Raw genomic sequence first — 22,161 nt, forward strand, 5'->3', positions numbered from 1 at the left:
GCGTCGCTCACTGTACGTGCTCAGGAGACCCCGTTGTGCCCCCTGCGGGCGGACGCTCACACAACCCCTACATCGACTCCAGCAGCCGGTCCACGCGCTCGTCGACGCTCAGGAACGGGTCCTTGCACAGGACCGTTCTCTGGGCCTGGTCGTTGAGCTTGAGGTGCACCCAGTCGACCGTGTAGTCACGACGGGCCTCCTGGGCCCGCCGGACGAAGTCGCCCCGCAGCTTGGCCCGGGTCGTCTGAGGCGGGACCGCCGTGGCCTCGAAGACGTCGAGGTCGGTCACGACCCGTTCGACCATCCCCCTCGACGCGAGCAGGTTGTACAGGCCCTCGGTCCGCGAGATGTCGTGGTACGCCAGGTCGAGGCGCGCGATGCGGGGGTCGTCCAGGCTCAGCCCGTGCTTGGCCTGGTACCGCTCGATCAGCCGCAGCTTGATCACCCAGTCCAGCTCGCGGTCGACCAGGGCGAGGTTCCCGGTCCGCACGGCGCGCAGGCCCCGCTCCCACAGGTCCAGGGTCTGCTTGATCACCGGGGTCAGCTCGACCCCGGTGGCGACGAAGTCCTGGACCCGGGAGAGGAACTCCTCCTGGATCTCGACCGCGGAGGCCGTACGCCCGTTGGCGAGCTGCACCGGCTTGTTCCCGGTCCGGTCGTGACTGATCTCCCGGATCGCCCGCATGGGGTTCTCGAGCGCGATCTCCCGCATCGGGATGCCGGCCTCGACCAGCCGGAGCACCAGGTCGGTCGCACCGACCTTGAGCAGGGTCGTGGTCTCGGACATCGAGGAGTCCCCGACGATCACGTGCAGCCTGCGGTAGAGCTCGGCATCGGCGTGCGGCTCGTCGCGGGTGTTGATGATCGGCCGTGACCGCGTGGTCGCGCTCGACACCGACTCCCAGATGTGATCGGCCCGCTGGCTCAGGCAGTACGTCGCCCCGCGGGTGGTCGGCAGCACCTTGCCCGCACCGGCCAGCACCTGTCGGGTGATGAGGAACGGGACCAGCACGTCGGCGAGGCGTCCGAAGTCACCCTGCCGGCGCACCAGGTAGTTCTCGTGGCACCCGTAGGAGTTCCCGGCCGAGTCGGTGTTGTTCTTGAACAGGTGGATGCGGCCCGCGACGCCCTCGTGCTCGAGGCGTTGCTGCGCATCGGCGACCAGGCCCTCGAGGATCCGCTCCCCGCCCCGGTCGTGAGCCACGAGCTGACGCACGTCGTCGCACTCGGCTGTCGCGTACTCCGGGTGCGAGCCGACATCCAGGTACAGGCGTGAGCCGTTGCGCAGGAACACGTTCGAGGACCTGCCCCAGGCCACCACCTTGCGGAAGAGGTAGCGGGCGACCTCGTCCGCCGACAGCCCCCGCCCGCTGTCCACCGCGCACGTCACGCCGTACTCGGTCTCGAGGCCGAAGATCCTGCGGTCCATGACTCAGCCCTGCTCGGCAGGGTGCGACGGCGCAGGCGGTGGGTCGTCGACCTGCGTCGGGAGGAGGTCGGTCAGCATCGCGGCCGGCAACCGACGGAAGGCCCGGCGCGGGCGCGTCCGGTCGAGCACGGCGACCTCGAGCTGGTCGGGCGGGATGACCCTGGGCTCACCCTCGGGCTGCAGACCGAGCACCTGGACCGCCAGGCGCACCGCTCCGGACAGGTCCATGCCGGGCTGCCAGTCCTGCGAGAGACGTGCCCCGATCTGCTCGGCCTGCCCGCCCATCACGACGTGCCCGCGCTCGTCGGCGACCGACCCGTCGTAGGAGAGCCGGTAGATCTGGTCCTCCTCGGCGGTGGCGCCGACCTCGGCGACGACCAGCTCGACCTCGAGGGGCTTGGACTCGGTGGTGAACACCGTGCCCAACGTCTGGGCATAGGCGTTCGCCAGTCCGCGCGCGCTGACGTCGGTGCGGTCGTAGGAGTAGCCACGCAGGTCCGCGTAGCGCACCCCGGCCACCCGCAGGTTCTCGAACTCGTTGTACTTGCCGACCGCAGCGAACGCGATCCGGTCGTAGATCTCCGAGACCTTGTGCAGGGCCCGTGAGGGGTTCTCGGTGGCGAACGCGATGCCCTCGTCGTACGCGAGCACCACCACCGGGCGACCGCGCGCGATGCCCTTGCGGGCGTAGTCGGCCCGGTCCTTCATGAGCTGCTCGGGCGAGACGTAGAACGGCATGCTCATCGCTGGTCACCCCCCGTCGCCCCGGTCGCCCGGCGCGCCGACTCGACCTCGACCACCGCGGCGGTCAGTGCGTCGTCGTCGACCCGCCGGTACCCCTCGGCGGTGACCGTGGCCACCACCGGCCAGATCCGGCGCGCGAGGTCAGGGCCGCCCGTGGCGGAGTCGTCGTCCGCGGCGTCGACCAGTGCATGGAGCACGGTGCGCACCGCGTCCGAGGGCGTCATCCCGGGCCACCAGAGCTTCTTGAGCGAGCCCCGGGCGAAGACCGCCCCCGAGCCCACGCTGTGGTGCTCTCGCTCCTCGTACCGTCCCCCGGTCACGTCGTAGGAGAAGATACGCCCGGCCCTCCGGTCCAGGTCGTAGCCGGCGAAGAGAGGGACCACGGCCAGACCCTGCATGGCCAGCCCGAGGCTCCCGCGGATCATCGTGGCCAACCGGTTGGCCTTGCCGTCGAGCGACAGGAGCGTCCCCTCGATCTTCTCGTAGTGCTCGAGCTCGAGCTGGAAGAGCCTCACCAGCTCCAGGGCGAGCCCGGCGGTCCCGGCGATGCCGATCGCGGAGTACTCGTCTGCCGGGAAGACCTTCTCGATCTCCCGGCTCGCGATCATCGACCCCATCGTCGCGCGACGGTCCCCGGCCATGACCACACCGCCCTCGAAGGAGCAGGCCACGATCGTGGTGCCGTGCGGGCTCGCGGGCACCTCACCCACCGGCAACCCACGGCCGATCGGCAGCATCCCGGGGGCGTGCGCGGCGAGGAAGTCCAGGAACGAGGCGTTCCCGGTGGCGGTGAACGCCAGGGGCAGTCGACCCGAGGGGTCCGAGTTCTCCGGTGGCATCAGTGGTCACTGCCCGCCCTTCTGCACGAACCCGCGCACGAAGGACTCCGCGTTGGACTCCAGGACCTCGTCGATCTCCTCCAGGAGCGCGTCGACCTCGGCGTCACGCGCCTGCGCGCCCGGGGCGGTGGGGACCGGAGCCTCAGGGGCGTCGTCGTCCGGCCGGTCGTCGTGCTCGCGGTGGCTCTGTTCCTGCCCAGCCATGATGGACCTCCCGGTGCGGTGGACCTGACCCCTCGATCCTAGGCGGCCCGTGCGACACGCACGTCCCCCGGCCCGGCCGACCTCATTCGATGCCGAGCAGCTCGACCAGCGTGGCCGCGTCCGGTGACCGGTCCAGCAGCTCACCCACGTGCGCCCTGGTCCCTCGCCACGGGTCGCGCAGCGGGATCCGACGCAGGCTCGACAGGCTCGCGACGTCCAGGACCACCGAGTCCCAGCTCGCCGCCCGCACCTCCCCGCGGAACCGGCGGACCACGTTGCCGCGGAAGAACGCCCGGGTGTCCGACGGCGGCTCGTGCACGGCCTGCGCGACGTCGGCGTCCGTGGTCAGCCGCTCGACCGCGCCCGAGGCCTGCAGCCGGTGGAAGATCCCTCGCTCGGGACGCACGTCCGACCACTGGATGTCCATCGCGGCGAGCCGCGGGTGGTCCCAGGCCAGGTGGTCGCGTGAGCGAAGGCCCTCGAGCAGCCGCAGCTTGGCCACCCACTCGACCTCCCGCGCACAGGACATCGGGTCGTCGGCGAGCCGGTCGAGCACCGAGGCCCAACGGTCGAGCACCAGCCGGGTCGCCTCGTCGGGCGCACCCTGGGTGACCCCGAGCGCCGCCCGGACGGCCTCCAGGTAGGCACCCTGGACCTCGAGCGCCGTCATCCGCCGACCGTCCGCGAGGTCGAGTGTCTGCCGCAGGCTCAGGTCACGGCTGACCTGACGCACCGCGCCGACCGGGTCCGCCAGTCGCAGCCCCGCGAGCGGCGCGAGCAGCTCGGGGTGCGTCTGCCCCTCCTCGACGAGCCACAGCAGCAGCGAGGTGGTCCCCAGCCGCAGGTACGTCGCGACCTCGAGCAGGGTGGCGTCGCCGATGATCAGGTGCAGGCGCCGCCACCTGGTCCGGTCGGCGTGCGGCTCGTCGCGGGTGTTGACGATCGGCCGCCGCAGCGTGGTCTCGAGCCCGACCTCGGCCTCGATGTAGTCCGCGCGCTGCGAGAGCTGGAACCCGGCCCCCTGCCCGGCGACGCCCAGACCGACCCGTCCCGCGCCGGTGAAGACCTGACGCGTGACCAGGAACGGGGTCAGCAGGCGCACGATCTCCTCGAACGGGACCGCACGGTCGACCAGGTAGTTCTCATGGGTCCCGTACGAGGCACCCTTGCCGTCGACGTTGTTCTTGTAGAGCACGACATCCGGCATCGCCGGGTTCGCCGTCAGGGAGCGTGACGCGGCGAGCATCACGGACTCGCCGGCCTTGTCCCACAGCACCGCGTCGAGCGGGTTGGTGACCTCGGGCGAGGAGTACTCGGGGTGCGCGTGGTCGACGTACAGCCGGGCCCCGTTGGTCAGGATCGAGGTCGCAGCAGCCGGGTCGTCGTACTCCTCGCTGGCCGGGCGCGCGACGTGCGTGACGTCCAAGCCCTGCTGCGTCGGTCCGGACGGCGCCGGACGGTCCGGGTCGTCGGTGAGCAGCGACGGGTGCGCCGAGGCCCGTTGCAGACGGAACCCGCGCGCGTCCGCCAACGGGTCCTCGTCCTCGTAGTCCCAGCGTGCACGGGCACCTGCACCGTGCCCGGCGCGCTCGTCCACGAGCTGGGCGTACGCGGCCACCACGTGGCTCGACAGGAGCATCGGGTTGGCGTTCGGACGGCCCGGCTGGACCAGCCCGTACTCGGTCTCGATCCCCATCACGCGGCGCACTGTCACCCGGCCAGGGTAGTGCGGAGGGTCAGAGGTACTGGCCTGTGGGCGTCACCGTCTCGATGGTCCGGCCCGTCCCGGTGCCCCGCTTGCCCTGGACGATGGTGCGGATGAACACGATCCGCTCGCCCTTCTTGCCCGAGATCCTCGCCCAGTCGTCGGGGTTGGTCGTGTTGGGCAGGTCCTCGTTCTCCTTGAACTCCTCGACGCACGCGGCCAGGAGGTGCTCGACCCGGATCCCCCGATGACCGGTGGCCAGGAGCTCCTTGATCGCAGACTTCTTCGCACGGTCCACGATGTTCTGGATCATCGCGCCCGAGCTGAAGTCCTTGAAGTACAGGATCTCCTTGTCGCCGCTGGCGTAGGTGACCTCCAGGAAGTGGTTCTCCTCGGTCTCGGCGTACATCCGCTCGACGACCCGCTGGATCATGGCCTCGACAGCGGCATCCGCGTCACCACCGTGCTCGTCGACGTCGTCCTGGCTCATCGGCAGGGCAGCGGTGAGGTACTTGCCGAAGATCTCGCGCGCGGCCTCGGCGTCCGGACGCTCGATCTTGATCTTCACGTCGAGCCGCCCCGGTCGCAGGATCGCCGGGTCGATCATGTCCTCGCGGTTCGACGCGCCGATGACGATGACGTTGTCGAGCCGCTCGACCCCGTCGATCTCGCTCAGCAGCTGGGGGACGATCGTGGTCTCCACGTCGCTCGACACACCCGTCCCGCGCGTGCGGAACAGCGACTCCATCTCGTCGAAGAACACCACCACGGGCGTCCCCTCCGAGGCCTTCTCCCGAGCACGGGCGAAGATCAGCCGGATGTGGCGCTCGGTTTCCCCCACGTACTTGTTGAGCAGCTCGGGGCCCTTGACGTTCAGGAAGTAGCTCTTGCCGGGGGCACCCGGCGATCCGTCCGCCGAGGGGAGCACGACCATGTCGGCCAGCGACCGGGCCACCGCCTTGGCGATGAGCGTCTTGCCGCAGCCGGGCGGACCGTAGAGCAGCACACCCTTGGGCGGACGCAGCCCGTGCTCGCGGAAGAGCTCGGGGTGGGCGAACGGCAGCTCGACCGCGTCGCGGATCTGCTCGATCTGCGGCCCCAGGCCTCCGATGTCCTCGTAGGCGATGTCGGGGACCTCCTCGAGGATCAGCTCCTCGACCTCGGACCGTGGGATGCGCTCGAAGACAAAACCGGTGCGCGACTCGATGGTCAGCGCATCACCCACCCGCAGCGGGCCGTCCACCAGCGGCCCGGCGAGGCGCACCACGCGCTCCTCGTCGGCGCGACCCACGACCAGCGCCCGATCGGCACCGATGAGCTCCTTGACGGTGACGAGCTCCCCGACCTCTTCGTAGCCGCCGGCCTCGACGACCGTCAGGGCCTCGTTGAGCTTGACCTCCTGGCCTGGACGCAGCGTGGAGACGTCGACGGCCGGGGCGCTCTGGACGTGCATCTTGCGGCCTGCAGAGAGGATCTCGACCGATCCGTCCTCACGCGCGGCGAGGAAGGTCGCGAAGGTGCCGGGCGGCTTGCTCAGGTCGTCGAGCTGCTGCTGGAGCTCGACGATCCGGTCCCGCGCACCGCGCAGCGCCTCGGCGAGCCGCTCGTTCTTGCTCGCCAGGGCGGCGGCCTGACGTGCGGCGTCGGTGCTGGCCGGGCCTCCGACCGCGCCCGTGCCCCGTGCCGGCCCTGTGAGGTCCTGGCGGTCCTGATCCGGTTGGGTCATGGTGCCTCCCGCTGGTGCACGTCGCTCGACGCCCACGGGCGTCGGTCCGAACACCACGAGCCTATGCCGAGGCGTCAGTCGCTGCCGGGATCGTCCGCCGGCTGGTCGACGGCCGACGTGATGCCGTCCGTGCCGGCGGCCTCGGGCGTGAGGGGACCCGCCGTCCCGACCGGTCCGGTCGCACCGAGATCGCGTCGCACCCGACGGATCTTCTTGTCCGAGACGGCTCGCTCGCCGAGCTCCTCGGGATCCCAGGCGGTCTCGTCGAGCACCGGGTAGTTCCCCTTGGCCGGGCGGCGACGTCGGACCGGTGCGCTCACGCCGTCCGCCATGCGTCGGACGGTCAACAGGAAGCCGGTGTGACCCACCATGCGGTGCTGGGGTCGCACCGCGAGGCCCTCGAGGTGCCAGCCGCGCACCATCGACTCCCATGCCTCGGGCTCGGTGAAGCGGCCGTCGTCGCGCAGGTCCTCGGCCAGCCGCGACAGCTGGGTCGTGGTGGCCACGTAGGCGACCAGGACACCGCCGGGCGCCAGGGCACGGGCCACCGCGTCGAGGTTCTCCCAGGGGGCGAGCATGTCGAGCACGACCCTGTCGACCGACCCGTCCGGCTCGGCCGACGGCAGCACGTCGCTCAGGTCCCCGACCGACAGCCGCCAGGCCGGGTGGGTGCCGCCGAAGAACCCCTCGACGTTGGCCCGGGCGATCGCCGCGAAGTCCTCCCGGCGCTCGATCGACCTCAGGTAGCCGCCGTCACCCACCGCACGGAGCAGCGACATCGTCAGCGCCCCCGACCCGACCCCGGCCTCGACCACCCGGGCGCCCGGGTAGATGTCCGCCATGGCCACGATCTGGCCGGCGTCCTTGGGGTAGACCACGGCCGCCCCGCGCGGCATGGACAGCACGTAGTCGGCCAGCAGCGGGCGGACCGCGAGGTACTCGATGCCCGCCGTGTTGGCCACCACGGACCCCTCGGGCGCCCCGATGAGGTCGTCGTGGCGGAAGTACCCCTTGTGGGTGTGGAAGCTCGCCCCCGGGGCGAGGGTGATGGTGTGCAGCCGGCCGCGAGGGTCGGTCAGCTGGACCCGGTCGCCGACCCGCAGCGGGCCCCGTCGCGCGCGGGCCCCCGTGACGACCGGGATCTCGTGCTCGGCGGGAGGGGCGTCGGTGCGGTCTGCGTCGGCTGTCACGAGCCAGGAGTCTAGGTGGAGGGCCGCAGCGCGGTGACGACGTCCTGCGCCCGCAGCAGTCCGACCACCCGCCCGCCCGGTCCGGTCACGACCATGACCGGGGCCAGCCGGGCAGCTGCCGCCACCGCCCGCAACGCGTCGTTGCCGGTGAGCGACCCGTCGACCTCCGCCCCGGGAGGCAGGGGTACCGCGACGGCGGTCAGCGGCGTGGACCCCCGCAGCGCGACGGGGACCGCAGCGGCGGCCGCCCTCTCGACGACGCCCAGCACCTCACCCGAGGTACCGAGCAGGACGACGTCGGGCCCGCTCGCGTCACCGGGCACGGCCTCGTCCAGGGTGGCCGTGGCGACGGCTCCCACGGCGGGGGTCATCAGGTCCCGTACCGACAGCGCCTCGACGGCCCGTTCACCGCGCGCGCCCTGCACCGACCGGCTCGCCCCGCTCCACAGGAAGGAGGCGATCAGCACGGACCAGACCACCTGGAGGAGATCGTGCTCCCGGTCCTGCAGGGCGGGAGCCGCCAGGGCCCACAGCACGATGGCGGCCGCGACCGCGCGCCCGACCCACGCCGCGACCAGGGTCCCCCGGTGCCGTGACCCTCCCACCCTCCACACCAGGGCCTCCAGGACCCGTCCACCGTCCAGGGGAAGACCGGGCACCAGGTTGAAGGCGCCGACGAAGGCGTTGGCGACGGCAGCGGCGCCGACGAGCAGCGCGACCAGCGACGTCGAGGGGAGCACCGTCCACAGTGCCGCGCTGAGCCCGGCGAGCACCAGGTTGACCGCAGGCCCGGCGATCGCCACCAGCGCGCTCGTCGACGGGGTGGGTGCTGCGGCGCCGAACTGCGTGTGCCCGCCCCACAGGGTCACCGCGAGCTCACGGACGACCAGCCCACGCCGCCGCGCGACCGTCGCGTGGGCGAGCTCGTGCAGGAAGACCGAGCCGAAGAGCAGCAGGACGAAGGCCAGCGCGACGACGTAGGCCTCACCGCCGATCCCGGGGGCGAAGATCCGTACGGTCGGCGTGAAGAGCAGCGTGAGGACCACGGCGGCCACGACCCAGCCCGGTGAGACCACCACCGGCGCACCGGCGGCCCGACCCACGACCCATCCCTTGGTGCCACCGTGCGCACCGTCGGCTCTCTCCACAGGCGAAACCCTACGGGGGACCGTGTCGTACCGACGACGTACCCTGCAGGCGTGCCGACCGATCCAGCGACACCCGTCATGCTGCCCGCCCCGTCGGGCGGCCCCGCTCCGCTGACCGCCGACGTGACGGTCCCGGCCACCGGCGTCGACGACCTGCCGGACGGTCTGCAGGCCGGGCGACGCCCTCGCTCCGCACCGGGTCTGTCGCCCTCCCGGGCCAACGACTTCCTCCAGTGCCCGCTGCTCTTCCGCTTCCGGGTGATCGACCGGCTGCCCGAGCCTGCGAGCGCAGCCGCGGTGCGCGGGACGCTCGTCCACGCGGTCCTCGAGCGGGTCTTCGACGTCCCCGCCGGCCGTAGGACCTTGGACCACGCCCGCGGCCTGCTGGCTGGCGAGTGGGAGCGCATGGTGCGGGAGGAGCCGGCCGTCGCCGAGGTCCTCGAGGACGCCGACGACCTCACCGGGTGGTTCGACCATGCCGGTGCGCTGCTCGAGACCTACTACACGCTCGAGGACCCGAACCGGCTCGAGCCTGCCGAACGCGAGCTCACGGTCCGGACCGAGCTCGAGGACGGCCTGCAGCTGCGCGGGATCGTCGACCGGCTCGACGTCGCCCCCGACGGCGCCCTGCGCGTCGTGGACTACAAGACCGGGAAGTCACCGCGGGCAGGGTACGAGGGTGGCGCCCTGTTCCAGATGCGCTTCTACGCGCTGGTGCTGTCCCGTCTGCGTGGCCGGATCCCCGCCATGCTCCAGCTCGTCTACCTGGGCGACGGCACCCTGCTGCGGCACGTCCCGGACGCCGCCGAGATCGAGACCACCGAGAAGCGGGTGCGCGCCATCTGGGCGGGTATCCGCAGCACGGCGGAGCAGGGCAGCTGGCGGCCGCGGACCAGCAAGCTGTGCGGCTGGTGCGCGCACCAGTCCATCTGCCCGGCGTTCGGCGGAACGCCCCCGCCCGTGCCGGAAGGGGCTGTCGAGCTGAGCCTCGGCGTCAGGCCCCTGACCGCACGAGCAGGTCGATGACCTCACCGGAGGCGATGCGCGCGAGGTCGCCGAGGTCGATCTCGGCGAGGGAGCCGACCCGGCTCAGGCCCGGCGCGGCGACCACCGGTGCGATGTGCTCGACACCCAGGGTCGACGCCCCGGCGGCCAGGGCCGACCCGATGCCCGGCGGGGAGTCCTCGATCGCCACGCACTCCCGGACGTCGACCCCGAGCATCTGCGCGGCCCGCAGGTACGGCTCGGGGTGGGGCTTGCCGAAGGTGACCTCGTCCCCTGTGACGACCGCCGCGAACGATCCCTGCGGTGCCGCGGCGACGACGGTGGCGGCCAGGCGCCGGTAGGACATCGTCACCAGGGCGCACGGGACCCCCGCGTGGCGCAGGGCCACCAACAGCTCGAGGGCACCAGGTTGCCACTCGACGTGCCGGGAGATCGCCTCGGAGACACCGTCGACCAGACGCTCGGTGATCACCTCGACCGGCAGGTCGACCCCGTGCCCCTGCAAGATCTTCGCGGCAGCAGGCAGCGGCAGCCCGATCATCTGCAAGGCGTCGTGCTCGGTCCACTCCCCACCGTGCTCACCGACCAGTGCGGCCTCGGCGGCCATCCACGACGGCTCGGTGTCCACCAGGGTCCCGTCCATGTCCCACAGGACCGCCGCGGGCAGGGTGCCGGTCGGGTCGTGGGAACGGCCTGCTGTGCCGCCGTCGGGTCGGGGGGTCACGATGGGCTCCCGTCGTGACCGTGCCTCATCTCATGCATCACGCGAGGCTACCTGCCCAGCGGCTGGACGCCGGCGCCCGTGCGCGAGATCACCCCCGGTCGCACCTCGGCAGGCGATGAGCGACGGCCTCGCGCCCACCTCGACCCGTCTACCCGCCGATCCCTGCCGCGATGATGCTGGTGACCACGACCGACGTGATCGTGACGGTGGAGAACCCCGCGACGATCATCTTGGGGAGGATGGCGGCCTCGATCGCAGCAGCCTCATCCGCAGTCTCACCGGCGCCCCGCGCGGCCTCCTGGCTGAGGATCAGCGTCCCGGGGAAGCCGTACAAGGACGTGAGGCCGATCGCGACGGACATCGGGACGCTGTAGCCGAGGAGCTTGCCGACGGCAGCGGCGAACAGGGTGATGCCCACGAGCCCGAAGACGAACGCCAGCGCGAGCGGGAGTGCCAGGGCCGCCACGTCGGACGGCGAGACACCGGCGAGCGGCGCGAACACGAGGATGAGGATCGAGATCATCATCAGCCCCAGGGCGTCGATCCCGGCCAGGGCGGACGGCTTGAGCACGCCCGCGGCCCGGAGCGTGATGCCGAGGAGCAGTGCGACCACGAAGGTGTTGAGCACGCCGTCCGTCAGGCCGTCGACGCCGATGGAGACCAGGACGACGACGCCGATCACGAAGAGCGTCCCGGCCGTCGTCCGCAGCGCAGCGGGAAGCCTCGTGCCCGCGGCGGTCCCCTCCTCCGCTGCGGGCGCCGGCGGAAGGTCCCCGGCGCGGTACGCGACCTTGAGCCGCTGCGCCTCACGTCGGAGGATGAGGGAGGTCAACGGGAAGCCGACAAGGCCCTGCAGAGCTGCGATGAGGACCGGGAAGATCGCGACCGACGTGAGTCCGAACCCCAGCGCGGCCTCCTGGACGATCAGGACCGAGATGGTCCCCCCGCTGAGGGCACCCGTCCCGGCCACCACGAAGTCCAGGGCGCTCGCGACGCCCTCGTAGCCACCGGGGGCACGACCCCCGAAGATCAGCGCGGCCACGAGCAGCGCGATGCCGATGCCGACCACCGTGGCGATGCCGACCAGGAGCGTCCTCCACTGCTTGCGGAAGTCGTCGAGGCCGATGAGCGTCCCCAGGTGGACGATGATGAAGCCCACCACCACCCCGCCCAGGCCCAGGAGCGCCGAGCTCGAGAGCAGGTCGTCGGGGAAGACGTCGGTGAGGAACCCGACGAGGAAGATCAGCGACGCGACGAACAGCGACGAGAGCAGCGATCGCGTCTTCTTGGCGACGAGGTCGCTGACGGTCCAGACCGCCATGACGACGACGAACGCGAGCACCGGGTTCATGCCGGCAGGTCTCCCCCGTCGGTGGATCCGCCGGGTGCAGCAGACTCGAACCCCCGCGCGAGCTCCAGGAGCAGTCGCGCACCGAAGCCGGTGGCCCCCTTCGAGCGCCACGCCTCGTCCGACTCGGCCTGCATGGGACCGCAGATGTCGAGGTGCGCCCATGGCACGTCGTCCACGAAGTCCTCGAGGAACAGGGCCGCGGTGATCGCCCCGGCGTACGGACCGCCGAGGTTGGAGATGTCGGCGACGTCGGAGTCGAGCTGCTTGCGGTACCGCCGCTCGAGCGGCAGCTGCCAGACACGCTCGTCCGTGGCGTCGGCCGCTGCACGCACACGGTCGACGAGGGCCTGGTCGTTGCCCAGCGTGACGGCCATGGCCGGCCCGAGCGCGGCGAGCGCGGCGCCGGTCAGCGTCGCCACCGTCACCACGGCCGACGGCGCCTCCTCCGTGGCCAGGACGAGGGCGTCGCTCATGACCAGCCGGCCCTCGGCGTCGGTGTTCTTCACCTCGATGGTGGTGCCGCCACGGGTGTGCAGGACATCCCCGAGCACGTACGCGCCGCCCGAGGGCACGTTGTCGGTGCACGCCAGGAAGCCGGTGACTCGGCACGCCACCCCGCTCTCGCGCAGCGCGGTGAAGGCGCCGAGGATCGCGGCCGCACCCCCCATGTCCATCTTCATCAGCAGGTGCATGGGATCGGACGGCTTGAGGCTGATGCCGCCGGAGTCGTACATGATCCCCTTGCCGACCAGCGTCAGGTGCTGCCGGCCGCCCTCCGGTGCGTGGACCAGCTTGATCAGCCGCGCCTCCTCCACGCTCCCCCGGTTGACCCCCAGGAGTCCCCCGCAGCCCATCGCGATGAGCTGCGCCTCGTCGAACACCTCGACGTCGAAACCATACGTGCGCCCGAGCTCCACCGCGACGTCCGCAAGGTCAGGGGCGGTGAGGTGAGCGGCGGGGGTGTTGGTGAGGTCGCGTGCGACCGAGGTCGCCCGCGCGGTGACCGAACCGGTCGCCGCTCCCGCCCCGGCCTCGGCGAGCTCCGCACCGTCGAGCCGAAGCCGGAGCACTGCCAGGGGTGGGTCCGTGGGGCTGCTCTTCAGCCCTGCGTAGCGGTAGCGGGAGAGGACGACACCCTCGGTCAGCGCCTGTGCCGCGGCCTGCGGGTCGACGCCTCCGAGCGCGGGGAGCCGCAGCCCGACGTGCTCGGCCCGGGGGGCGGCGCGGCCGAGCGCCGCGGCGGCGTCGCGCAGGGTCTCCTCGCCCTGATCCGCGAGGGGGCCTCCCCCCACGGCGACCCGGAACGGGGACTCCTCGGTGGGCAGCACGAGGGCACTGCCGACCTTCGCGTCGAACCCGGTGCGGGTGAGGGCCTCGCGCGACAGACCGAGTTCGTCGGGCACCGCTCCGTCGGTGTGCACCACCACACCCACCACGTCGACGTCCGAGAGGTCGTCGACCACGGTCACGGCCGGTCGAGCCCGCTCGGACGGCACCGGGGTGAAGGACTCGGGGATGAGCTTGTTCGGCCGGCGTGCCATGGCGAGCCTCCTTCGTGTGCGAGCACCGCGGCTCGCGCTCGTGACCAGCCTCGTGCGCGGTCCGCCCGAGAGGATCACCCGTTTCGGGTCACGCCGTCACCGGAACGGCCACACCACGGGGATGACGACGAGCGCGATCACGAGCCACGTCACGAGGAGCACCGCACCCAGTCGCCAGTAGTCGCCGAAGCGGTAGCCGCCGGGGCCCATGATCATCATGTTCGCGGGGGTCGCGATCGGGGTGAGGAAGGAGGCAGCGCCGGCCACGGCCACCGTCATGAGGACCGGCTCGACGGCCACACCGCCGTCGCTCGCCGCGGCCAGCGCGATCGGGACGACGATCAGCACCGTGGCGGTGTTGCTCACCACCTGGCCCAGCGCGGCCGTGACGAGGAAGAGCGCCAGGAGCAGCAGGTACGGGGACGCGTCCGTCAGGGAGCCCAGCAGCGCACCCGCGAGCAGGTCCGCGGCACCCGAGTCGGAGATCGCCGTGGAGAGCGGGATGAGTCCGCCGAGGAGCACCACCGTCTGCCAGGACACGGCCCGGTACGCCTGCGGAGGGGAGACGACGCGCAGCAGCACCATCGCCGCAGCTGCGCCGAGGCCCGCGACCGCGGGTGGCACCACGCCGGTCGCGAGCAGGACGACCATGACCACCAGGACGCCGAGCGCCTCGGCCGACCTGAGCCCCAGGGGTACGGTCTGGCGGCGCAAGGTCTCCGGGGAGTCGACGATCAGCACGTCACGGTCGTCGAGCAGGCTGTCGATGACGGCCCACGGGCCGTGCAGCACCAGACTGTCGCCTTCGGTGACCACCACGCCGCTCGTCCCGGTCTCGCGTCCACGGTGACGCACCGCGAGAACCACCAGCTCTCCCATGCGGACCATCCCGGGGAACACCCGCTCACCGACGAGGGGCGACCGGGGTGCGACGACGACCTCGACCACCCCCGCCTCCCGGGTCACCAGCGCGTCGTCGCTGACCGGCCGGAGACCCACATCCAGCTGCCTGACCTCGGCGAAGGTGAGGACGTCGGTGGCGGGCCCGCTCACCACGATCACGTCCCCGGGAACGATCATGTGGTTCGGCGGGGCCGCTGCCCCGTCGGGTCTCTGCACCCCGAGGACTGCCATTCCCGGCGGGTGGTCGGCGGGCACGGAGGAACCGATCAGGGGCGACCCGGGCCTGACGCCCAGCCGGTAGAAGCCGTCCTGCAGGGCGTAGTGCCCTGACAGGACGCGGGCCTGCCGACTCAGGTCGCCGACCGGTGACGCACTCGCCGAGCTCGGCAGCAGGCGCTCCCCGAGGAGGGTGCAGAGCACCACGGTGGCCGCGACGAGCGGCAGACCGACGAGGGCGTACTCGAAGAAGCCGAACCGCCCGGCGCCCGACTCGACCGCAGCGTCGCTGACGATGACGTTGACAGGGCTACCGGTCAGGGCGAGCAACGATCCCGCGTGGGCCGCGAACGCGAGCGGGATGAGCATCTTCGACGGGGGGTGGTCGTTGCGTACCGCGATCACGACGACCATCGGCAGCAGGGCGGCGACGGCACCGTTGGGGCTCACCAACGCGGTGAGCACGGCAGCGAGCAGCATGACCGCGATGAGCAGTGCGCGCCGTCCGGTCCCGGCACGCTCCGTGATGACCTGTCCCGCCCACGTGGTCACGCCGGTGGCGTCGAGCGCCTCGCTCACCACGAAGAGCGAGGCGACGAACACCACCACCGGGTCACCGAACCCGCCGAGCGCCGTGCCGACGTCGAGCACCCCGGTGGCGTACAGCGCGAGGGCCGTGAAGATGGCGACCACGCCGACCGGCAGCCGGTTCCACAGGAAGAGCGCCACCGTGCAACCGAGCACCACGAGGCTGACGACAGCAGGGTCCATGTCTCCCGGCCGCTCTCTGCCGGCCCGCGCTACTGCTCTTCGAGGGTCAGGCCTTCAGTGCTGTCACCGAGCACCAGGGTGCTCCCGTCCAGGCGCAGCGCCGGCTCGGACATGAGGAATGCCTCGAGCCAGTCGTCCTGCCGCGAGAGGTCGTCGCCGCAGGCCATCATCGTCTGCGCCATCGGTTCGGCGACCCTCAGGACGTCCCCCTCCCAGGTCGCCCCGCCGTTGAGCGTGTTGCACCCGGCGTGCACCGAGATGCGGTCCGACTGGAAGATGACCTGCACCGCAGTTCCCTCGACGAGCTCGTACCCCGCGACGTCCGTCGAGACGAACGTCCTGCCCTCCAGGTCGGCCCCGCCGACGGCTGACCCGCCACCGCACGCCGACAGGCCCATCGCGAGCCCCATCAGCATCACCGGCACCGCCCGGAGGCTGCGGTCCCTCACACGCACCTCGTCCATGGCACCTTCCTCCGTCCGGTCACCTGGTCCTCAGGACTGCGGTGCCACGAGGTCGTCGGCGAGGTCCTTCTCGTCCTGCGCGGACAACGAGGTCTGGAGCACGGTCCCGCCGAACTCGCTCATCGCGCTGCCGAACCTGTCCTCCGTGATCTTCTTCGCCATGAGGACGACAGCCGCCCTGCCAGGAGAGAGCATCGCCTGGACCCGGTCCTGGAACGCACGGTCGATGCCGGCCTTCCCGAGCCGGCCGCTGAGCGCCCCGATCGCCCCGCCGACGAGGAGCCCGAGCCCCGGCGCGAGGAAGAGGAGACCGAAGAGCCACCCCCACAGGGCGCCCGACGCGGCCGAGGTGCCGACGATCCGGGCGGGGGTGTCGACGTGCTGCTTGCCGTCTGCGTCCACGCGGACGACCGCGAGGCCGCTGAGGTCGACCACGTAGTCCCGCTGGAGTTCCAGGACCTTCTCGTACGCCTTCTGCGCGGTGGCGTGGTCGTCGTATCCCAGGATGATCAGCTCGGACATGGGTGCTCCTTGGTCAGAGGTCACGTGAGGGACCTGTTCGTTCACCGTGGCCGATCGCCGCGGGGCCGTGACCACCCGGAACGGGTGGTCTGGCTGCTCTGCACCCGGAACGGGTGATCTGCCGGCTCACACGAGGTGCAGCGTGCGGGCTGTGGCGAGCGCCTGGCTGCGCCGTGCCGCGCCGAGCTTGCCGTACAGGCTCGTGACGTGCGTCTTCACGGTGTTGGAGCTGACGAACAGGGTGGCGGCGATGTCCGCGTAGGTCGCACCCCGCGCGAGCTGCGTCAGGACCTCGTGCTCGCGTGCGGTCAGCGCCGGGCACGCCGGGGTGTGTGCGGGCACCCGTTCGCGCCGGGTAGCGGTGCGGTGGGCGACGAGCGCCGAGACGGACCCGTGGGCGCGCGACTCCCGCACCAGGACCCTTGACCACGGCGACGAGGTCCGGTCCGCGGGGACGTCGGCAAGCAGGACATGGAGTGGCACGAGGTGCCCGACCCACCCGACGAACGGCACGGCGTCCCGCCGGTGCTGCCCACGGTCGACCGCCTCGGCGACGAGCATGCGTGCGGTTCGCCGGTCGCCCCGGGTCGCGGCCAGCTGGGCAGAGGTCACCGTCGCCGTGACCGCCACGAAGGGCTTCTCCTCGTCTGCCGCGGCGGACCGCAGGCAGGCCTCGGCCCGGGTGAGGTCGGACCGGCAGACCGCGTGGAACGCCTCCACCAGGTAGCGCTCCGGCTCAGCGTCCCGGTCATCGAGCTCTGCCGCCACCTCGGCGAGCACGTCCGTGTCGTCGCAGCTGGCGGCCACCAGCGCGCGCCGGAGCCGCAGGTCGACGGCGAGGTGTCGTGGGAGCGCCGGGAGGGCAGGCGGTATGCAGAGCGCCAGCTCTGCCTCTGCGGCGCGACCCCGCATCACGAGGCGCTGCGCCGCCGTCACGTGCGCGACGAAGGTCGCCACCAGGTCGCGTCCTGCAGCAGGGGGTGGGGGCAGCGATCCCGCCGCGTGGCGCCACGGCTCGAGGCGGGCCGACGCCGCGTCGGCCACCGCCTGGGCCGACGCGCCCACCGTCGTGGTGCAGCGGAGCGCATCGGCGGCGAGGTCAGCCGCAGCCGCGGGTCGGCCTCGCAGCAGCTCGGTGAGGGCCATCCTGCTCAGCGCGTCCGGGGTCAGCGCGTCGAACCGCTGGGTACGTGCCGACATCACCGCCACGGCCAGCTCGCGTTCGGCCGTGTCGAGGTCCCCCGTCCAGGTGCTCGCCGCGCCGCGCAGGTCGGCCAGGAGCGCATCGCGCGGCGGGTCCAGCGGCGCAGTCCGGGCCAGGACCGCGATCGCCGCCTGCGAGGCTGCTCCGGCGTCCTCGGTGCCGAGCTGCGCACGAAGCAGGTGGGCGATCGCGATGTCGGCGTCCGCAGCGTCGCGTGCGGAGCCCTCCACGGGGGCCGCGCCGACCGCGTCGTCGGCCGACAGGATCCGGGCGCTCCACCGAGCGGCCGCCTCCACGTCGCCGGCCAGCCACCGCTCGGCGGCGGCTGCGACCCAGACCCGTGGCTCCGACTCGACGGCACGCTCGCAGCGGCGCACGAGCACCGCGACGGACTCCCCGTCGCCCCGCACCACTGCGGCGAGACCGTGACGGGCGAGCGCAGCGACGGCGTCCGCACCCCCGGCACCGCCGTACGTCCGCCGCAGCCCTGCTCCCACGTCACCGCGCGCGATGTCGGTCCGCGCCGCCCGGACCACGGAGCGCCGTGCCCGGTCCACGTCGGCACCTCCCGCCGCGAGACGGCTGCGCACCACCTCCAGGAGGATCGGGTGGACCCGGAACACGTCCTCTCCTGGACCAGCCTGCAGGCTCACCGGCTCACGCTGGACGAGCAGCCCGGTCTCCTCGAGGCCCATCAAGACCTCGAGGGCACCTTCGTCCTGGCTGAGGTGGACGGCCGTCGATCCCGTGACGAGCTCCTCGTGGCAGACCGTGAGCAGCACGTGCCGCTCACGCGGCCCGAGACTCGCGAACGCCTCCTGGCCGACGAGGCGCGACGCGGACGTGCCGACCAGCCTCATGGTCGACAGGGCGCGGTCGGCAGCCGCGTGATGGCGCAGCCCCTGGGCCGCACGGGCGGCCAGGACGACAGCCGCGCACCACCCGCGCATCTGGTCGACGACGCTCTCGACAAGCTCCCGGGGGCACTCTCCGGCGTGAAGGGCGACCAGGTGCCGCACCTCGTCGTCGGTCAGCCGCATCACGTCACCACGGATCACGCTCATGGTGCCGAGCAGCATCGGGCCCAGCCGCTGGAGCGGCAGGTCCCAACGGGTCAGGAGAACCAGGCGGACGCGGTCCGGCCCCCTGTCGAGGTGTGCCTGCAGCTCCGTGACGCATGGAGGGCTCAGGCGCTCGGCGTTGTCGAGCACCAGCCGCTGGGGCGGTCCGCCCGAGCCGGGGGCAGCAAGGGCCGCACGGTCCAGCAGGTCACGCAGCCCGTCCGCGGTGAGCTCAGGGGTGACGGTCCACCATGACGTACCTGCCTCCGGCCGGCCCTGCGGCCCCTGGTCAGCCGTGCTCCGGTGTTCGATCCAACCGGCGACGCCGAGGCTCTTGCCACTGCCGGCCGGACCCACCACCTCGGTGACCACGCACCCCGCTGCATCATCGAGGGCGCTCCACAGGCGGGCCGGCCGGACGTAGGTGCGCGGCAGGATCGGCGGGTCGGGCCGTACCGCACCGTCGACCCGGCTCACGGTCCTGGACGGACGGGGAGGTGCCCGGCACCGGTCTCGACCGGCCTGCGGTCTGCGCGGCGTCGTCCTCGGACGTCCACACCGCCTCCCGCACGGCCACACGTGCCCAGCGGCACATGCTTGTGCCGCTCCTGATGTTAAGGAGACGATGCCCGCGGTAGTCCCACCCGTTCGGGTGACCGTCGGGTGAGATCCAGGCTGGACGGGTCGCGTGGGGAACGGGCCGGTTCATCCTCTGACACGGCTGGAGCGGACGTGCTGAGACCCGAGGGGGTGGGAGGGCGAGCCAGGGCGAGCACGCCGGCCGTACCTCCCGTCGGGGCGTGGGCGGTCCGCCGTCCGCGCCTCGAGGCCGCTCTCGACGCCGGCGACGAAGCGCGGGTCACCGTGGTCTGCGGGCCACGTGGTACCGGGAAGACGTCACTCCTGGCCGGATGGGCGCACCGGCTGGTCCTGGTCCGTGGCCCGGACGCCGTGCGCTGGCTGGCACCCGACCCGCGAGCCCGGCCGGACGAGGTGGTCGAGCGGCTCGCAGCCCGTCCCCACGGGTCCTGGCCGTTGACGGTCGTCGTGGACGACGTCACCGACGAGCGCCTGGTCGCTGGGCTCGCGGAGGCCACCGCGCGGCGTCGTGACCAGATCCACCTCGTCGTCGGGGTCGAGCAGCACCGCCTGTCACCCCTGCCCGGGACCGACGAGCGCGCCACGCTCATCGGGCCGGACGCCCTGTGGCTCGACCCCGACGAGGCGGAGGAGATCGTCCGCTCCCGGTTCCCCGCGTTGACCGACCTCGACGTCACCGAGGCCCGGCGGATCGGAGCGGGATGGGCGTCGGCCGTGGTGTCGGCCGCGCAGGCGATCACCCACGCCCGACCCCAGCACGGAGAAGGCTCCGGGGCGCACGAGCCATGGCTCGACCTGCGCGCACTGGACGAGCTGGCCGCTCCTCTCGTCGATCGTCTCCCCGCCGACGAGAGGGCGACGCTCCTGGCGGTCGCGCGCCACGACCTGCTCGAGCGGGACGACGTCCTGGGCCTGACAGGCACTCCCACTGCCCTCGACCACCTCGCGAGAGCGGCCGAGTCCGGTGGCCTGGTGACGGGAGCCCGGGGGACGTCGGGCGCACCCTGGGTCCTGCACCCCGTGCTCCGCCGGTACCTGAGGTACCGGACGTCCGCGGACGGACCCGAGCGGGTGGTCGCGGTCCTGGCGCACCGCCGCGCGCTCCAGTACTTCGGTGCCCGAGGCGAACGCGCACGCGCCGTGCAGCACGCCACGGCAGGGCAGGACCCGGACACCATCGTCGACGCCCTCATGGAGCACGGGCCGTCGCTGCTGGCCGAGCTCCGCGAGGACGTCTTCGACGCCGCACTCACCGCCCTGCCCGACGACGTCGCCGAGAACGAGCCATCCCTCGTCGCCGTCCGTGCCCTACGGCACCGGGTGTCGGGGAATGTCATCGCGGGCCTGCGCGACGCGGCTCGGCTCCGCGAGCTCGACAAGGCAGCGGCGGCGACCCGATCACCGCTACCACGCTCCGCGCGCCACGTGGTCGACAGGGTCCTTCTCGCACTGTGGGAAGCCCGCTACGGCCTCGTGGCGGCGCATGAGGCGGTGGCCTCGGCCAGCACGATGCTGATCGCGATCGATGCCGGCGACCAGGCCGAGCTGTGCACCGCTCGACGGAGCTGGCTGTCGTTCGAGCTCGGGGCCGTCAACCTCTGGCTCGGTGACGTCTCGCAGGCGGCGCTCTGGACCGAACGCGGCACGACCGTCGCCGAGCTCGACGGGTCACCCCGGCTGCTCGCCGCAGCACTGGCGCACCGGTCGGTGATCGAGGTGGTGGACGGGGCCTATGCCGCGGCCGCTGAGAGCGCTCGCACGAGCCTCGGCGTGGCGGCGTCGTCGCACCTTCTCACCGACCCCTACACGGCGCGCGCGCACGTGGCGGCGGCCTGCACCTCGTTCGCACACCTGGACCCCGAGTCCGCCTGGGACCACCTCGCGTCTCTCGAGCAGATGCCGCCCGACGAGCTCGACCCCACGGTCCTCACCCTCGCCCGCGTCACACGAGGGCGTCTGCTGACGCTCGAGGGCGACCACGAGCCCGCATGGGAGGTCCTCTCCGGGAGGTCGCTGCGACGGGCAGACCTCCCGCCACAGCTCGGACGTCTCGTGGCGGTCGCCCGCGCGGAGCTCGCCGCGGCGCGCTGGGACGTCAGCGCCCTCCAGCGCGAGGCGCAGGAGCTCGACGACCTCGGCCACCCGCAGGACGGCGCGCTCTTCCGGGGTGTCGCCGCGATGCTCGCCGGGGACGTGCCGCGCGCGAGAGCACTCCTGGGCGAGCTGCTCCAGGGCCCCATGGTGCTGCCCGCCACCGGTGCGGCTGCTGCGGCGTGCCTGGTGCGCCTGACCCTGGCTGTCGACGGCGGTGAGGCGGCCCGCCCTCTGCTGCCCGACCTGCTGAGCCGCGTGGCGACCGGCGCGGTCGACATGCTCCTCGTCATCGCGGCGGGCGGCGACGGTCTCCTGGCCGACCTGCTCACCGACGAGGCCCGCCTGCCCGGAGGGCACCCGTACGCCGCCACCGCGCTCGAGCGACTGGGGCGGTTCCGTCACCGACAGGCCCCGGTTGCCTCAGGTCGGGACGGGAGCCCGGGCCATCGTCCGCGCGAGGTCGTGAGCAGATCGCTGCTCACCGACCGTGAAGCCGCCGTGCTGGGCCACCTGCGCGACGGCATGTCCTACGAAGGCATCGGGCACGCGCTCTTCATCACGCCCAACACCGTGAAGACGCACGTGCGCTCTCTGTACCGCAAGCTCGGCGTCGAGCGCGCCGGCCAGGCCGTCCGGCGTGGCCGCGAGCTGGGGCTCCTGCCGCCGTCCTGAGCGGCGCTGCACCGTCCGTCCGGGTCGCCCGGTTCGGGCGAGGCGTGG

At 72.4% G+C, this 22,161-nt stretch carries 17 protein-coding genes; 2 read left to right on the top strand and 15 right to left on the bottom strand.

Translation table 11 applies throughout. The features are described 5' to 3' along the window. Window positions 1–67: 67 nt before the first annotated feature. From pafA to M1R94_RS12850, 8 genes are all read right to left on the bottom strand, one after another. Window positions 68–1,429, bottom strand: a complete 1,362-nt coding sequence (pafA, locus tag M1R94_RS12815; protein ID WP_249382094.1) for a Pup--protein ligase — start codon at window positions 1,427–1,429, stop codon at window positions 68–70. Between the two features lie 3 nt (window positions 1,430–1,432). Continuing rightward, window positions 1,433–2,173, bottom strand: coding sequence for a proteasome subunit alpha (prcA, locus tag M1R94_RS12820; protein WP_249382095.1), 741 nt, complete (start codon window positions 2,171–2,173; stop codon window positions 1,433–1,435). Then, on the bottom strand, window positions 2,170–3,012 hold the full coding sequence (gene prcB / locus M1R94_RS12825) for a proteasome subunit beta (protein ID WP_249382096.1): 843 nt from the start codon (window positions 3,010–3,012) through the stop codon (window positions 2,170–2,172). Before prcB ends, prcA begins: the two co-directional genes overlap by 4 nt. 6 nt (window positions 3,013–3,018) lie before the next feature. Next, window positions 3,019–3,216 carry a ubiquitin-like protein Pup gene (locus tag M1R94_RS12830; RefSeq protein ID WP_249382097.1) on the bottom strand — a complete coding sequence of 66 codons (198 nt, stop codon included), beginning with the start codon at window positions 3,214–3,216 and terminating at the stop codon, window positions 3,019–3,021. Between the two features lie 82 nt (window positions 3,217–3,298). Next, window positions 3,299–4,930 carry a depupylase/deamidase Dop gene (dop, locus tag M1R94_RS12835; RefSeq protein WP_308199908.1) on the bottom strand — a complete coding sequence of 544 codons (1,632 nt, stop codon included), beginning with the start codon at window positions 4,928–4,930 and terminating at the stop codon, window positions 3,299–3,301. A 22-nt stretch (window positions 4,931–4,952) separates the two neighbouring features. Then, complete coding sequence (gene arc / locus M1R94_RS12840) at window positions 4,953–6,647, bottom strand: proteasome ATPase (RefSeq protein ID WP_249382098.1); 1,695 nt, start codon at window positions 6,645–6,647, stop codon at window positions 4,953–4,955. Between the two features lie 74 nt (window positions 6,648–6,721). Next, window positions 6,722–7,837 carry a tRNA (adenine-N1)-methyltransferase gene (locus tag M1R94_RS12845; RefSeq protein ID WP_249382099.1) on the bottom strand — a complete coding sequence of 372 codons (1,116 nt, stop codon included), beginning with the start codon at window positions 7,835–7,837 and terminating at the stop codon, window positions 6,722–6,724. Between the two features lie 11 nt (window positions 7,838–7,848). Then, window positions 7,849–8,985: a site-2 protease family protein gene (locus tag M1R94_RS12850; RefSeq protein ID WP_249382100.1), complete on the bottom strand. Its 1,137-nt coding sequence runs from the start codon at window positions 8,983–8,985 to the stop codon at window positions 7,849–7,851. Between the two features lie 51 nt (window positions 8,986–9,036). Here M1R94_RS12850 and M1R94_RS12855 point away from each other — a divergent pair, with 51 nt between their 5' ends. Beyond that, the gene (locus tag M1R94_RS12855) at window positions 9,037–10,011 is read left to right on the top strand and encodes a RecB family exonuclease (RefSeq protein ID WP_249382101.1); all 975 of its coding nucleotides are present in this window, start codon (window positions 9,037–9,039) and stop codon (window positions 10,009–10,011) included. Here M1R94_RS12855 and M1R94_RS12860 read toward each other — a convergent pair. The 7 genes from M1R94_RS12860 to M1R94_RS20795 form a co-directional block, all read right to left on the bottom strand. Continuing rightward, window positions 9,980–10,714: an HAD family hydrolase gene (locus M1R94_RS12860; RefSeq protein WP_249382102.1), complete on the bottom strand. Its 735-nt coding sequence runs from the start codon at window positions 10,712–10,714 to the stop codon at window positions 9,980–9,982. The two genes, M1R94_RS12855 and M1R94_RS12860, sit on opposite strands and share 32 nt — an antisense overlap. Window positions 10,715–10,862: 148 nt before the next feature. Beyond that, complete coding sequence (locus tag M1R94_RS12865) at window positions 10,863–12,065, bottom strand: hypothetical protein (protein ID WP_249382103.1); 1,203 nt, start codon at window positions 12,063–12,065, stop codon at window positions 10,863–10,865. Further along, window positions 12,062–13,606, bottom strand: coding sequence for a leucyl aminopeptidase family protein (locus M1R94_RS12870; protein WP_249382104.1), 1,545 nt, complete (start codon window positions 13,604–13,606; stop codon window positions 12,062–12,064). Before M1R94_RS12870 ends, M1R94_RS12865 begins: the two co-directional genes overlap by 4 nt. 96 nt (window positions 13,607–13,702) lie before the next feature. Beyond that, window positions 13,703–15,496: an SLC13 family permease gene (locus M1R94_RS12875; protein ID WP_249382105.1), complete on the bottom strand. Its 1,794-nt coding sequence runs from the start codon at window positions 15,494–15,496 to the stop codon at window positions 13,703–13,705. 29 nt (window positions 15,497–15,525) lie between these two features. Continuing rightward, window positions 15,526–15,960, bottom strand: a complete 435-nt coding sequence (locus tag M1R94_RS12880) for an META domain-containing protein (RefSeq protein WP_249382106.1) — start codon at window positions 15,958–15,960, stop codon at window positions 15,526–15,528. A 30-nt stretch (window positions 15,961–15,990) separates the two neighbouring features. Next, a complete protein-coding gene (locus M1R94_RS12885) occupies window positions 15,991–16,482 on the bottom strand; it encodes a DUF1269 domain-containing protein (protein WP_249382107.1) in 492 nt (163 codons plus the stop codon). 126 nt (window positions 16,483–16,608) lie between these two features. Continuing rightward, window positions 16,609–19,224, bottom strand: coding sequence for a helix-turn-helix transcriptional regulator (locus tag M1R94_RS20795; RefSeq protein WP_249382108.1), 2,616 nt, complete (start codon window positions 19,222–19,224; stop codon window positions 16,609–16,611). A 255-nt stretch (window positions 19,225–19,479) separates the two neighbouring features. On the opposite strand from M1R94_RS20795, the gene M1R94_RS12895 reads away from it, so the two are divergent. After that, window positions 19,480–22,113 (top strand): helix-turn-helix transcriptional regulator, encoded by a 2,634-nt coding sequence (locus tag M1R94_RS12895; protein WP_249382109.1) that lies wholly within the window; start codon window positions 19,480–19,482, stop codon window positions 22,111–22,113. The last annotated feature ends 48 nt before the right edge of the window (window positions 22,114–22,161 follow it).

The sequence above is a fragment of the Actinotalea alkalitolerans genome, from assembly GCF_023369855.1.
Lineage (GTDB): Bacteria > Actinomycetota > Actinomycetes > Actinomycetales > Cellulomonadaceae > Actinotalea.